Below are 13937 nucleotides of genomic sequence, written 5' to 3'. Positions count from 1 at the left end.
CCGCTTCTTCAAAAGAAGGCACAAAAAGGTAAGCGCCGTGGAGCGGTATGCCCCACGGCGCTCAATTTGCAAAAGCCCGTAGCTGCTAGGAGCTTCGCACAAGCTGCTGGTAGTCGGTGCCCCATTCCACAAGAGAATCGATGATGGGCATAAGGCTTTGACCCAGCTCGCTCAGCGCGTATTCGGTACGGATGGGCGTTTCGGGAATGACGGTGCGCGTGATAAGTCCCGCGGCATCCATTTCCTTTAGGTTTGACGAGAGCACCTTTTGACTGATGCCGGGAATAGAGCGATGCAGCGCGTTGAAGCCCAGGGGCTGCTCAATGAGCTGCTGGATGATATAGATTTTCCACTTGTTGCCAAAGAGCTGAAAACACGTAGCGACGGGGCAGGGAGGCAGTTCTTCTTTGGTGAGCATGGTAACCTCGCAATCGGGTAGGTTGCTTGCATTATCGCAGCTGCTGGCGCCCGCGGCTACAACTTACTTTTTGGTAACTGGCTAATAGATTAGTGCCTTCTTTTGGGTGGGGTGCATTCCTCGCATGATGTGCTTAGGCGCAAAAGCGTCTACGTCCGGGCGGCTTCGCTCAGCCGCCCCCAATCGAAAGGAATTGCCATGTCCGAGAATCTCGAGAACGTTGCCGCCTTCGCTTCTTGCGGTACCGCCGATCCCGCCCCTGCCTGCGGCTCCGCCGATCCCAAGGCCGCGCCGGCCTGCGGCACCGCTTGCGGCGCTGCGGACGCTCAGTAAGCAATCGCTCGGAAGGGACTCGTTATGGATGCCCAGACTTGCCTTAAAAAGATGCAGCTCGCTGGAACGCTCTCGCTGGCAACTGTGGACGAAAATGGCGCGCCGCAAATTCGCTGCGTGAGCGCTGTACATTACGAGTCCCGCGCCATCTACTTCCTCACGGCGCGCGGCAAGGAGATGGCCCGCCAGCTTATGGCCGATGGGCGCGTCCAAACGCTCGTCCACACGCGGTTTAACGAAATGATCCGCATGTCCGGCGTTGCCACTCCCGCCTTGGATTCCGAGCAAGTTTACTGGCGTGACGTTATTTATGCCGAGCAGCCGTATCTTGCCAACGTTTATCCCGGTGATACGCGTGATATTAACATTATCTTTAAGGTCGAAAACATCGTGCTCGACTACTTTAACCTGGGGGTTCGTCCTATTGAGCGCGCTGCCTTTACCCTAGACGAGGACATGGCGCCCGCACCCGTTAAGGGTTTTCGTATTGATTCCGATGCGTGTATCGGTTGCGGTGCCTGTCTTGAGCACTGTCCGCAGAAGTGCATCGAGCCGGGTGACTCGTATCGCATAGAGCCTGGGCACTGCTTGCACTGTGGCGCCTGTGAAGAGAATTGCCCCATCGGCGCCGTTGAGCGCCTGTAGCCCAATACCGTCATCAATTTGAACATCGACCAAGGGAGCCCCACGATGCAAAAGCCTGCGTTTGCCTTCCAGTGGCATATTACGGATGAATGCGATCAGCGTTGCAAACATTGCTATATCTTCGCCAACGGTGCCTGCGCTGGTTTTAAGCGAATGACGTCGGAGCAGATGGTCGAGGTCGTCGATCAGGCCCAGGCCCTCTGCGAGCGCATCGGTCGTCAGCCGTACTTTTACGTTACGGGCGGTGACCCCATTCTCCATCCCGATTTTTGGCGCCTTGCCGAGCTTTTGCATGAGCGGGGTTTTATGTGGTGTGTGATGGGCAATCCGTTCCACCTAACCGACGAGGTCTGCGCCCGCATGAAAGAGTTGGGGTGCCGCAAATACCAGCTCTCGCTCGATGGACTCGAGAAAACGCACGATTACTTCCGTAAGCCCGGTTCGTTTGCCGAGACCTTGCGTGCGATCGGGTGCCTTAAGCGCGCAGGTATCTGGGTTGCCGTTATGAATACGGTTTCGAGCATGAATGCCGCCGAGCTGCCGCAGCTCATTGACCTTGTGGCAAGCCTTGAAGTCGACGTGTTCGCTTTTGGACGATACTGTCCCACCTCGGGCCAAAAGCGCGATGAGTTCCATCTGGAGCCGCTGGAATATCGCGACGCGCTGCTGGCTGCGCAAGAGCGTATGGAGTTTCACCAGGCTGCGGGCTGCAAAACGTTCTTCCAGCTCAAAGATCACCTGTGGACGCTTCTTTTGTGGGAGCAGGGCAAATTCACCATCCCCAAGAGCGCCAAGCCCGGCATGATCTACGACGGCTGCCATTGCGGTACGGGCCATATGACGGTGCTGCCTACGGGCGACGTCTATGCATGTCGTCGCATGGAGAGCAAGGTGGGTAACGTTGCCGAGAACTCGCTCGAGGAGCTTTTCTTTTCGCCGCAGATGGAGGCAAAGCGCGACTTTAAAAAGTTCAAGAAATGCTCCAAATGCGAACTTTTTGGCTGGTGCCGCGGCTGCCCCGCTGTGACGTATGGCTACACAGGCGATATGTACGAAGCCGATCCTCAGTGCTGGAAAGAGATCGAGGAATAGGATCGCCGTGTCATCGGGTAGTCGTTGGGGACGTTCTTAAACGACTAGTCATTAAAGAACACCCAATGACTATACTAAGTGCGTCCCCAATGAGTGCAAGAAACTGTACGCCAGCATCCAAAGATGTCGAAAAATGTCGACTTTGGATGCTGGCGTACATGTTTGGGTTCGGCGGGGGACTAGGCAATCATTGCATCGAGTGTAATGAGCTCCCTGAGCCGCTCCGCGCGTGTCTGCCCATGACGCTGTGCCTTTGCGTCAAACGCCTCAAGAACCGATTCACCCACGCGTGCCGACAAAACAACGCTGGGCTCATCGGAGATCGGCGGCCTTCCCAACTTGATGGTGCGACCCTTCGGCCACTCATCTTTTTCGTATGCCTCCGCGGCTTTCTCCAACTCTCCGGGTGCAAACCCCATCATCTTTTCGAGCTGCTTAGCATCCATAGCGCCTCCTATCGATCGACATAATGTCGAGCGCTGGTTCTCGGAATCTCTTTTTGTATACAGTTTTGTAGACAAAAATACAAGCAGCTTATCAAGCTAATTAGCGTGTTTTGACTAGTTTTTTCGATAGGAAATGGGCATCGATGGTTTCGATATTTCTTCACTTTCCAAGTTGGAACATGAGCGCTCATTGAACCTGCAGAGGGGGCACTTTAACAAACTATCGAGGTTCTGGCCAGGAGCTTTCACCGGTCTTCGGTGGTGAGAACAGCTCAATTCGCGACACAGTGTGTCGCGAATTGGAGTAGTCGCTGAGTGTTCTTTAACAACTAGTCATTCAAGAAGAGAGCGTCTAAGTGCCGGAATTGCCATTTTGAGTCGTCCCTAACGACTATTCTGGAGGGCTGTGTGCAAAAAAGGGCAAATATGAGTACTGTTGCCATTATGGTTGCATTTATTTTGTTCAAAAATGAGGTCCCTGATGAGATTTAATACCATTAATCGTCTCTTTTATTGAACATATGGGGAGAAATAACGCCGTCTGCGGACGCTTAGGGCGTTGAATGATCCCTGAAATGATTAAAATCGCTGTTACTAAACAAGTAGCAGTACTCATATTTGCCATTTTTTGAACACGGTCCTCTAAGGAGCCCTTTCCAGAGACGTCGGATGGCCTCAAACAGCCATAATCCAAAGGCCGTCTCAAACAACTAGTCATTTAAGAACGTCCCCCCAATGACTAGTTAGAAAGCTGTACGTCAGCATCCAAAGATGTCGAAAAATGTCGACTTTGGATGCTGACGTACATGTTTGGGTCGTATGAGTTTGGATGCTGGCACGAGCCGACCGCGGCGCGTGTGCTAGAGCAGGTTCTTCTGCGCCCACGCGATGATGTCGCTCGATTCGTAGAGCGGCGTGCCGTCAATGAACAGGCAGGGGACCTGGCGCTTGCCGCCGACGGCGATGAGCGTCTGCTCGGCATCGGGGTCGGTCGAGATATTGCGCTCGGGGATGGTCACGCCGTTATCGGCCAGGAAGCGCTTGACCTTTATGCAATACGGGCAGCCGGTCATAACGTACAGCTCGAGCTCGTGATCAGTAGCCATGGGTCTCCAATCGGTTGAGGTTTCGATTGAGATACCCAAAGCCGCCGCGATCTATGCGCGAGCCAGGGACAACTCGATCGCCTGAACCAAAAACGCCGTGGCGCCTGCACCGCAGGGCTTGTCGTAGTAGTCAACAAAGCGCTGGTCGGCAAGGTAGCCGTGGGCGAGGCCCAGATACGCTTCGCCCTGGGGCTCATGTCCCCAGTTAAGACCAATCCAACGACGATGCATCGCAACAAGTTTTTGGACCTCGCTGCTCATTGGGTCGCCTCCGTCCATGGCAATCGAGAGCTGGCCCAAAATCGCGCGTTCAAGTTCTTTCATGTCGTTCCATGTCTGAGGATCCATGTCCAGCAACGCTTCGTTTGCTGCATCGATAGCCTCGTCGCCATAGCGCGCCCGGGCCTCGGCGCCGTAGCGCTCCTCGTTTTCCTGCACGGTACGCCAGCGCTCCAGTTGTGGCAGCACGGCGCCCATGAGCGAGACGGCTTCGTCGAGCGACATGCCGGTGTTTTGTGCCAGCCGCGGGGCACAATCCTCGATCATTGCCTCCATGGTGGTGTCGTAGGTGTACTTGCCGTGGTCGTAGCACCACTTGCAGTAATGGTCGGTCGCGGTGCCCGTGGCGTCGGTGCCGCAGTCATCGGGCGTGAGTATCATGCCGCAGCTCTGACAATAGTGCTCGGGCATTTCGAGCAGGTGAGACAGTGGCTCGCCGGTCACAGCGGCAATGAGCTTCATCATGTCGATGCCCGGTGTGACCTCGCCGCGTTCCCAACGGCTGATGGCCTGGCGTGTGACGAAGAGCTTGGAGGCGAGCTGCTCCTGCGTAAGGTGATGGGCGCGACGGACAGCAATGAGCTTTTCTGCAAAGGCCATAACGGCTCCTTTCTGCTGGTTGATGGCTTAAGCATACGCGGCGGCATGTGCCCTTCCAAGCAACCGTTGGTTGCAAAAAGGGCGGTCGTGGTGGGGGATTGCACGCAGCGTCCATGCCCTCATGCCGTACAATGACCGGCATGGAACCTATTGCACACATACATACCGACCTGCCGCAGAAGTTCGGCATCCCGCGCAACAGCTTTTTGGCGCCTCATCTGCAGGGGCGTATTGTCTTTGAGCCGGAATATGCTTCCAACGCGGCGGTTGAGGGCTTGGACTCCTTCTCGCACCTGTGGCTGCTCTGGCGCTTCGAAAACGGCACGCCCGGCGGCACGGCGGAAGACATCGCCGCCGATGCCAAGACGCAGGACAGGTCCGGCACCAACGCCAAGTGGTCGAAAACCGTGCGCCCGCCGCGCCTGGGTGGAGCCGAGCGCGTGGGCGTGTTTGCCACGCGCAGCCCGTTTCGCCCTAATCCCATTGGGCTTACCTGCGTCAAACTCGATCATGTCGAGCTTACCGACGATGGCCCCATCATCCATGTGTTAGGGGCCGATCTGCGCGACGGCACGCCCATCTACGATATCAAGCCCTATATTCCGTTTGCGGACTGCCACCCGGACGCGACGGGCGGCTGGATTGAGGATGCGCCGTGGCAAGAGCTCGACGTCGAGTTTCCGCAAGCGCTGCAGGATATGGTCCCGCCCGCAAAGCTCCCCGGCTTGATAGAGGTCCTTCGCCAAGATCCGCGCCGCGCGGGCAGCAAGCACGAGCCCAACCGCGTGTACCACCTGGCCTACGCCGGGCTCGACATATCGTTTACGGTTGACGGAGCCAGCTTGACGGTAACCGCCATCAACGACGCGCAGGACTAACTGGCTATTCGTTCGCAGCTCTCATTCGCCACACGCAACGCCAAAACCTGTGCAAACCACGCGCCAAAATCGCCCGTGCTGGTGGACAATAACGCCTATCGAAACAATCCGCTTTGCACGGGAGCTCAGCATGAAATACGACTTTACTTCGTTTATCGACCGCCACGGCATGGACGCCATCGCCGTTGACTCCTGGGGCGAGATCCCCGGCATGGCTCCGAACGCGCCCGACGAGGGCTTCGACCGCATCCCCATGTGGGTGGCGGACATGAACTTTGCCACGGTGCCTACGGTCCAGGAGCACATCATTGAGCGCGCCCAGCACCCCATGTTTGGCTATTTCGACCCGCGCGACGAGTACTTCGACCGCATCATCGAATGGCAGAGCCGCCGCAACGATGTAAAGGGCCTGCTCCCGGAGCATATCGGCTACGAAAACGGCATGCTGGGCGGCGTCGTGTCGACCCTGCGCGCGTATGTCCAGCCGGGCGATGCGGTGCTGGTCCACAGCCCCACCTACATCGGCTTTACCAAGTCCATCGAAGCCGCGGGCTATCGCATTGTCCACAGCCCGCTTAAGCTCGACGATCAGGGCGTGTGGCGCATGGACTTTGAGGACATGGAGCACAAGCTCGTCCAAAACCACATCCATGCTGCGGTGTTCTGCTCGCCGCACAACCCCTGCGGCCGCGTATGGGAGCGCGACGAGATCGAGCGCGCCTTGGACATCTATCGCCAGCACGATTGCGTGGTGATCTCGGACGAGATCTGGTCCGACATCATCTTGCCCGGCCACAAGCATATCCCGACGCAGTCGGTGAGCGAGGATGCCCGCATGCGCACAGTCGCCCTCTATGCGCCGAGCAAGACGTTTAACCTGGCGGGTCTGGTCGGCAGCTACCACATCATCTACAACGAGACGCTGCGCGACCGCGTGTGCGCCGTGTCCAACAAGACCCACTACAACGAGATGAACGTCCTTTCCATGCACGCGCTTATCGGTGCCTACCAGCCGCAGGGCTACGAGTGGGTCGATGAGCTCAACGAAGTTATCGAGGGCAACATTGACTACTTCTGCGATTACGTGGACGAGCATTTTGAGGGCGTGTCCTATTCGCGCCCGCAGGGCACGTACATGGTGTTCCTGGACTGCACCGAGTGGTGCCGCGAGCATGGCTGCGATATTCAGTGGCTGCTCGACGAGGGGGCGCGTGTGGGCGTGGGCTATCAGGACGGCCGTCCGTTCCACGGGCCCTGCCACATTCGCGTGAATCTGGCGCTGCCGCTTTCGCGTGTAAGGGAGGCGTGCGACCGCCTGGACCGCTACGTTTTTAATGCACGGTAAGTGAGCGCTGCATGCGGGGCCGTCTGCCAGATTGGCTGGAAGGCCCCGTATGGTAAAGCATCTGTAACCATTGAGCGCAAGCGCGGTTTTGTCTGCTAATATCTTTGCTCTTGAGTCTGTAAACAGGAACGTCTGGAGCTCGATGAAAAGACCTCGTCGCTCGGCCGCCATATCGTTGTTTGTTGCGCTTGCAGTGGTGAGTGCCTTTGTCGTGGCGATAGCTGGCTGTTCCGGGTCGAATGACGGGGCCGCGGCGTCTGCATCAGAAGGCGCGGCCGCCTCGCAGGTCAAAGACGACAATCTTAAGACGCTCAACGTCGGCAGCGACCTCTATCCGCCGTTTGTGTATAGCGACGAGTACGGCAATATCGTTGGCCTGGATGTCGAGATTTTGACCGAGGCTTTGGTCCGCATTGGTTACAAGCCAAAATACCAGCTGATCGACTGGGAAAAGAAGAAAGAACTGCTGGCGAGCGGCGAGCTCGACTGCGTCATGGGCAGCTTTAGTATGACGGGTCGCGAAAACGAGTATCGCTGGGCCGGCCCGTACCTTGCGAGCCGCCAGGTGGTCGCGGTCGATCCCGAGAGCGATATCTACACGCTTGCCGATCTTGAGGGTAAGGTCGTGGCGGTCCAGTCCACCACCAAGCCCGAGTCGATTCTGCTCAATCGTACCAGTGAAAACGTTCCGCAGATCAAGGAGCTCTACAGCTTTTCGGACCGCTCGTACCTGAACCCGGCGCTCGTCGAGGGCCTGGTCGATGCCATCGCCGCGCATGAGTCCTCGCTGCTTACTTACGAAAAAGACTATGGTGTGACGTATCGCATTCTGTCTGGGCCGCTGCTGGAGGTTGGGTTGGGCACCGCTTTCGATCTCAACGACACACGCGGCATTGACGTTAAGCTCACCCATGCCTATCAAGAAATGCTTGCCGATGGCACCATGGAACGCCTGGTGTCAAAGTACTATGATGACCCTTCGCCGTTTTTGAATGTGGAGGGCCTGTCATGATTGATGCGTCCGACCACACCGCTCAGGAGCGGGGCGATCGTTCGGCACGGGAATGGCTCATCGTCGTCCTGTTGGGGATAGCGCTCTCGATTGTTGCCGGCGTGACGAGCTACGCCTACACGACAGCTCAGGCCGAACAGCGCTTTGCCGACGTTGTCGATTACGTGGCGACACAGAGCCTTTCCTACGATGCGTTCAACAGCGCCTATGCGACCAAAAACCTGATTCGCGTTATGGAGATCGCCGGAGAGGCGGCGCGCGATATGGAGCGCGACGGCTCGGTGGATAACGCTACGTTGGAGCAATATGCTGACCAGTTTAATGTGACAGCGCTGATCGTAACGGATGCATCGGGCAACTTGGTGTCCGAGTCCTCGAAGGATGACGTGGGCTACGAGTCGCTCGCTGCGAATCTCAAAGAGGCGCCTGTGCTGGAGGTGGCAGCCCATCCGCTTAAGTCCTATACCGCTCGCATTACGCTTGCGGACGATTCGGTCGCAGACATTGGCTGCGTGGCCCGGCGGGACGGTGAGGGCATCGTTGTCGCGGTGAGGCACCAGAGCGCCAAGGCGGTCGCGAGCAATACGCTCAAGTTGCAGAGCTTGCTCGATGGTTATGAGACCATCGATAGCGGCAATATCGTGATCGAAAACGACGGTAAGGTCGTTGCGACCAACGCTGTTGAGCCCGCCGTGTCAGGCGTGTTCGATTTGCCTGCGACGGATGCCATCGTTGTCAACGGCATTAAGGAGCGTTGCCTGGCTGGTAAGGTCAGATTGGTTAACGACAGCGGTGAGTGGTATCTGGGCACATTTGGTAAAGCGCGCGATTTTTACGTGTACACCTATGCTCCCGCGCAGCGTTACTTTGAGGTTGTTGCCGCTGTTGTTGCCAGTGTGTTGGCACTCTACGGCGGTGTTATAGCCACTGTTGTGTTGGTGCGCCGCCGCGCCGAGAGCCAACGCTTTGCCGACCTGTTGCTGCAGGAGCGCGACTATGGCGACAAACTGGCAAAAGCGGCGCGCGAAGCTTCGTCTGCCAACTCTGCAAAGACGGAGTTCCTGCGTCGCATGAGTCACGACCTGCGCACGCCCATCAACGGCATTCGCGGTATGGTCGAGGTGGGCAATGCCAACGCGGACGACTTGCAAAAGCAGACTGAGTGCCGCTCAAAGATCTGGACGGCGTCGGGACTGTTGCTCGACCTTGCGAACGAGGCACTCGATATGAGCCGCTTGGAGAGCGGGCAGGTCGACCTGAATCTCGTGCCTACAGATATGGTGGCCCTCAACCGTGAGGTGTGCGATATTCTGGAGCGCCAAGCCGAGGAGCGCCTGGTGACAATTATCTGCGACCAACGGACTCTTGATCATCCCTATGCCCGGGTGAGCGTGACGCACCTCAAGCGTCTGTTGCTCAATATTGCCGGTAATGCCGTCAAGTACAACCGCCAGGGCGGCTATGTTCGCCTGACATGCCGCGAGGTGGAGCCGGTGGACGGTGTCCCCGTCTATGAATACACGATCGCCGATAACGGCATTGGCATGAGCGAGGAGTTTCAACAGCACCTCTACGAGCCGTTCAGCCGCGAGGAACAACAGGTGGAAGGCGCTTCATCGGGAACTGGCCTGGGCGCGTCTATTGCCAAACAGTTGGTCGAGCTTATGGGCGGAACCATGAGCTTTACGAGCGCCTTGGGGCGGGGGACGACGTTTACCATTTGCCTGCCGTTTGAGAAGTGCAAGAGTTCCGAGATTCCCCAGGCAGTTCGCGTGGATGCAGGCGACAGCGACGTGCTCCAGGGCCTGCGTGTTTTGCTCGTAGAGGATAACGACCTGAATGCCGAGATCGCACAGTTTACGCTCGACCGCGCCGGTGCCGTCGTGACACATGTCAAAGATGGCGAGTCTGCCGTCGAGACGTTTGCCGCGAGTGCGCCGCACGAGTACGACGTGGTATTGATGGACATCATGATGCCCGGCATCGATGGCCTTGAGGCCACGCGTCAGATTCGAGCGCTCGATCGCGAGGACGCCGCGACCACGCCGATTATCGCCGTGAGCGCCAATGCCTTTGCCGACGACCGTAGGCTTTCGCGCGAGGCGGGCATGAACGCGCATCTGAGCAAACCCGTGAGTTCTCAGGATCTCGTTGAGGCGCTTGCGCACATAGCCGCCGACGCTTCATAAACAAATGGCTCGGTTCCAATACTGGTTGGAACCGAGCCATTTTGCTATTTGCAGGACCTGTTTTTGGGCTTACTTTTCATGGATCTGCTTGCCGCAAAGATGCTCAATCGAAATCTCGTAGAGTTGGACGCCCTTGATGTCTTTGGCGATTTCCTCCTCGACTTCTTCGGCAGAAGGGTAGTACTTAAGCGCTAACTGGCGGACTTTGTCCTCGATAAACGAAGGCGTCTCGTTTACCAGGCGGCAACGGCCAAAGACCACGGTGCTCATAACGTAGGGAGCCCAGTCGTCGTCCTTGTACCACTCGTTGCCGTACACGGTAAAGCAGACTTTATCGTCACGCTTGAGCGAATCGACCTTGTGGCCAGCCTTGGCGCCATGGAAATAAATCTTGTCGTGCTTGGGGTCAAAGAAGTAGTTGACGGGAATGGCGTATGGGTAGCCATCATCGCCGTTAACGGCAAAGACGCCGCGCTTGCAGGTGGCCAGCAGCTCGCGCGCCTCCTCGTCGGTGATGGCACGTTTCTTTCGGCGTAAGGGTCTAAACATCGTCGGCTTCCTTTCTAACTGTGCATGACAGTTGGGCACAAACTATAGCGAAACAGTTCCGTTTTTCTTGATGCGGGCAAGGATGTTTTTGAGCTTGTTAAAGTCGAGCGGTTTGGGCAGATGGGCGTTCATGCTGGCATCGTGTGCCGCCTTGGCGTCCTCGGCAAAGGCATTGGCGGTGAGCGCGATGATGGGGATGTCGGCTGCATCGGCCTTCTCGCTCAGACGAATCGCGCGAGTTGCCTCGTAGCCATCCATACCCGGCATCATGATGTCCATCAGGATCGCATCGAAGCTGCCGGCGGGACGACTAGTGTATAGTTCGACCGCTTCTTTGCCGTCGGCGGCGCGAGTTACGACGATGCCTTCGCTTTCGAGCAGGGCCTGGGCAATTTCGGCATTGAGCTCGTTGTCTTCGGCCAAAAGAACGTTCATGCCGGCAAGCGAGCAGCTGATCGCCTGCTCGTCCGCACCTTCTCTTGCCTGAGGGTTCTTGTCGATATCGAGCGGAATCTGGACGTTGAACGTACTTCCCACGCCGACCTCGCTCGAAATCTCAATCGTGCCTCCCATCATGTCTATGAGCGATTTGACGATCGGCATGCCCATGCCAGTTCCCTGAAATTTACTGCGGGCATCGTTGCCCTCTTGGGCAAACGGTTCGTAGATGTGCTTAAGAAACTCGGGCGACATGCCGATGCCGGTGTCCGAGACGCTAAAGCAAAAGAGCACCTGGCTATCATCGATCGGTTTAATCTGCGATGTAAAAGCGACAGTTCCGCCATCTTTGTTGTACTTGATGCTGTTGTCGAGCAGGTTGATGATAATCTGACGAACATGAGTGGGGCTTCCCATTACATGTGGATTGCAGAGGGGATGTGCGCTTTGATCCTGCGTCGTAATATTGCGATCGGAAGCGCGGAGCTTGCACAGAACAATTGCATCGTTACAGAGATCTTCGAGGTTAAATGAGACATGCTCAAGCGTTAGCTTTCCATTTTCAATCCTGCCCATTTCTAGAATGTCGTTGATGAGTGAGAGCAGATGGTTGGCGGCGATTCGCGCCTTAGCTCGGTTTTTACGGGCGGCATCGACATCGTCTTCGTGCAATTCTTCAATTTCGATGAGCCCTAGAATGCCGTTGAGCGGCGTGCGGATGTCATGGCTCATGCGGGCGAGAAAGGCCGTTTTGGCCGCATTGGCGGCGAGTGCCTTGTTTTGCTCTACTCTGGCTCGCTGCAGGGCCCAGGTTAGAACCGCTACCCCAGTCAACAGTACACCGACGATGATGACGACAATCGAACTACGATGACGATATATAAACCTGAACGCGTCTGATTCCTGTGCGCTATACGACGTAGAGGAATAATTGCTCGCAGAAAGCGATTCTCCGGCGTTGATGATGCCCTTGTTGACGATACTCAATAATTCGGGATTTCCGCGTCGCATAAGGCAAGAAAGTTCGGCCGTGCGTGAGAGTTCCTGTATCTCGTAGTCTCTGATATCGTAGCTATCTCGGATGGTTTCCAGCCGTGCGTTGGGAACAACGATGCAGCTTGATCTTCCGTCCTTAAGGGCAGAAAGCATGTCGTCTGCAGACGGATACTCGGTTACATTTGCATTTGGAAACATAGTTTTTAATTCGCTGCGGTTGACGATGGAAAACCCTGTGCAACAGATATTACGGAGATCCTTGTTGAGATCGCTGGTGGCGTGGATGGCGGTAAGAGAGATCGTTCCCATCGAAATCGATTGAACGGTCCCCATTTGCTCGGCAAGCCAGTAGTCGCGAAATGCCGGTAGGGCGATGTCGATATTTCCCTTTGAGAGCGCTTCCGTCATTTGCTGGTTGCTTGAAAAAGCGAGCGTGTGTACGGTAACGCCAAATTTGTCGTGGAGCGTCGTAACGAGTGAGACGAGTGACCCTTCCATTTCTCCGTTTGCATCTTGGTTGCAGAAGGGGAGATTGTTGTTGAGATAACCAAGTGTAAGCGTGTTGTTATTGGCCTTGAGCCACGACCGTTCGGAGTTGGTAAGTGATGCGGATCCGCTATTTTGCGCCGAGTAGTTGGATTTGACTTCGTCGTTGTAGCGCGGGTTGGTGCGGTTGATTGCCGCCATGGCCGAGTTGATGTCGTTCATCAGATCGGGGCGGCTTTTGGGAACGGCAAAATAGTAGTCACTCGAGCCTACGTAGAACATGGGCGACGCATCGGGCGACGAAATGGTGTCGTTCATGATGACGGCGTCGACCTCGCCGTCTGAAAGCGCCTCAAAGAGGCCGCCGCCGGTGTCGATTTCTTTATAAGTACAGGTGACGCCTTCGTCGGCGAGCCACTGCTGGCCGACGAAGGTTTGCATAACGCCAGGGTTGCAGCCGATGGTAAGGCCTTGGAGCGCCTGGGGGTCACCCTTGGCCAGATCGTCGCGATTGGGCCTGGCGTAGATGTAGTAGCGCTCGGTGCCCTCGGGGTTTGAGGAAAAGAGCAACTTTTGCTCGCGTTCTACTGAATGCGAGATGTTGGGCATGAGGTCGATTTCGCCCTTCTCGAGCATGTCCATGAGCTCGGTGAAGGTGCCGGACACGTATTCGTACTGCCAGCCAGGGGTGTAGTACGAGAGGGTCTGGAGGTAGTCGTAGCCCCATCCCGAGAGGCGTTCGCCGGGGGTGCCATCCTGGAACCCCTCGTTGTTGACAAGCCAGCCGACGCGGACCGTCTTGACCTGCTGGTCGGAGTCGGCGGCAAAGGCCGGGGTGGGCATGACGGCGCTCAGTAGTGTGAGCGCAGCAAGCGCGACGGCTAGGGCGCGATATAGAGCTAAGCGAAGGACGGCGGAAGGTTTCACATGCAATCCCATCGAGTCGAGATAATACCGCATAAGGATACCAGCTCAGCCACCCTAACACCCGGCAGATGGGTAGTCATTGGGGACGTTCTTAAACGACTAGTCACTGGGGACACTCTTTGCTGTAGTCATTGGGGACGTTCTTGTTTGACTAGTCATGGTTGATTTCCGATCTCAGCCGAACACATTGAGCAAATA

At 56.5% G+C, this 13937-nt stretch carries 13 protein-coding genes; 7 read left to right on the top strand and 6 right to left on the bottom strand.

What is annotated here, in order from left to right; genetic code table 11:
* Positions 1-85 precede the first annotated feature (85 nt).
* On the bottom strand, positions 86-418 hold the full coding sequence (locus DW943_RS09195) for a helix-turn-helix domain-containing protein (protein ID WP_117862845.1): 333 nt from the start codon (positions 416-418) through the stop codon (positions 86-88).
* 198 nt (positions 419-616) lie between these two features.
* Here DW943_RS09195 and DW943_RS10765 point away from each other — a divergent pair, with 198 nt between their 5' ends.
* From DW943_RS10765 to acgM, 3 genes are read left to right on the top strand one after another with little or no spacing between them, the layout of a single operon-like run.
* Positions 617-751 (top strand): hypothetical protein, encoded by a 135-nt coding sequence (locus DW943_RS10765; RefSeq protein ID WP_255415011.1) that lies wholly within the window; start codon positions 617-619, stop codon positions 749-751.
* Positions 752-775: 24 nt separating this feature from the next.
* A complete protein-coding gene (locus DW943_RS09190) occupies positions 776-1396 on the top strand; it encodes a 4Fe-4S binding protein (RefSeq protein WP_117862844.1) in 621 nt (206 codons plus the stop codon).
* 45 nt (positions 1397-1441) lie between these two features.
* Positions 1442-2488 (top strand): radical SAM/SPASM domain protein, ACGX system, encoded by a 1047-nt coding sequence (acgM, locus tag DW943_RS09185; RefSeq protein ID WP_117862843.1) that lies wholly within the window; start codon positions 1442-1444, stop codon positions 2486-2488.
* A 179-nt stretch (positions 2489-2667) separates the two neighbouring features.
* Here the strand turns inward: acgM and DW943_RS09180 are convergent, their stop codons facing one another.
* The 3 genes from DW943_RS09180 to DW943_RS10530 all read right to left on the bottom strand — a co-directional run bounded on the left by DW943_RS09180 (position 2668) and on the right by DW943_RS10530 (position 4919).
* Positions 2668-2934 (bottom strand): ribbon-helix-helix protein, CopG family, encoded by a 267-nt coding sequence (locus DW943_RS09180; protein ID WP_117862842.1) that lies wholly within the window; start codon positions 2932-2934, stop codon positions 2668-2670.
* An 860-nt stretch (positions 2935-3794) separates the two neighbouring features.
* The gene (locus DW943_RS09175) at positions 3795-4040 is read right to left on the bottom strand and encodes a glutaredoxin (protein WP_117862841.1); all 246 of its coding nucleotides are present in this window, start codon (positions 4038-4040) and stop codon (positions 3795-3797) included.
* Positions 4041-4091: 51 nt separating this feature from the next.
* A complete protein-coding gene (locus DW943_RS10530; protein WP_158566151.1) occupies positions 4092-4919 on the bottom strand; it encodes a TipAS antibiotic-recognition domain-containing protein in 828 nt (275 codons plus the stop codon).
* 140 nt (positions 4920-5059) lie between these two features.
* Here DW943_RS10530 and DW943_RS09165 point away from each other — a divergent pair, with 140 nt between their 5' ends.
* The 4 genes from DW943_RS09165 to DW943_RS09150 all read left to right on the top strand — a co-directional run bounded on the left by DW943_RS09165 (position 5060) and on the right by DW943_RS09150 (position 10343).
* Positions 5060-5797: a tRNA (N6-threonylcarbamoyladenosine(37)-N6)-methyltransferase TrmO gene (locus tag DW943_RS09165; RefSeq protein WP_233543645.1), complete on the top strand. Its 738-nt coding sequence runs from the start codon at positions 5060-5062 to the stop codon at positions 5795-5797.
* Positions 5798-5927: 130 nt separating this feature from the next.
* Positions 5928-7142: a MalY/PatB family protein gene (locus DW943_RS09160; protein ID WP_117862840.1), complete on the top strand. Its 1215-nt coding sequence runs from the start codon at positions 5928-5930 to the stop codon at positions 7140-7142.
* 142 nt (positions 7143-7284) lie between these two features.
* Positions 7285-8154: an ABC transporter substrate-binding protein gene (locus DW943_RS09155; RefSeq protein ID WP_117862839.1), complete on the top strand. Its 870-nt coding sequence runs from the start codon at positions 7285-7287 to the stop codon at positions 8152-8154.
* Positions 8151-10343, top strand: a complete 2193-nt coding sequence (locus DW943_RS09150; protein WP_117862838.1) for an ATP-binding protein — start codon at positions 8151-8153, stop codon at positions 10341-10343. Before DW943_RS09155 ends, DW943_RS09150 begins: the two co-directional genes overlap by 4 nt.
* A gap of 69 nt (positions 10344-10412) precedes the next feature.
* On the opposite strand, the gene DW943_RS09145 is transcribed toward DW943_RS09150, so the two are convergent.
* Both DW943_RS09145 and DW943_RS09140 read right to left on the bottom strand, forming a co-directional pair.
* On the bottom strand, positions 10413-10892 hold the full coding sequence (locus tag DW943_RS09145; protein ID WP_117766836.1) for a pyridoxamine 5'-phosphate oxidase family protein: 480 nt from the start codon (positions 10890-10892) through the stop codon (positions 10413-10415).
* A 42-nt stretch (positions 10893-10934) separates the two neighbouring features.
* Positions 10935-13739, bottom strand: coding sequence for a transporter substrate-binding domain-containing protein (locus DW943_RS09140; protein ID WP_158566150.1), 2805 nt, complete (start codon positions 13737-13739; stop codon positions 10935-10937).
* Positions 13740-13937: the final 198 nt, after the last annotated feature.

The organism is Collinsella sp. AM44-11, from assembly GCF_003467145.1.
Classification (GTDB): domain Bacteria; phylum Actinomycetota; class Coriobacteriia; order Coriobacteriales; family Coriobacteriaceae; genus Collinsella.
Note: the sequence above shows the minus strand (reverse complement) of the source record. Positions and strands in the feature narration are given on the sequence as shown.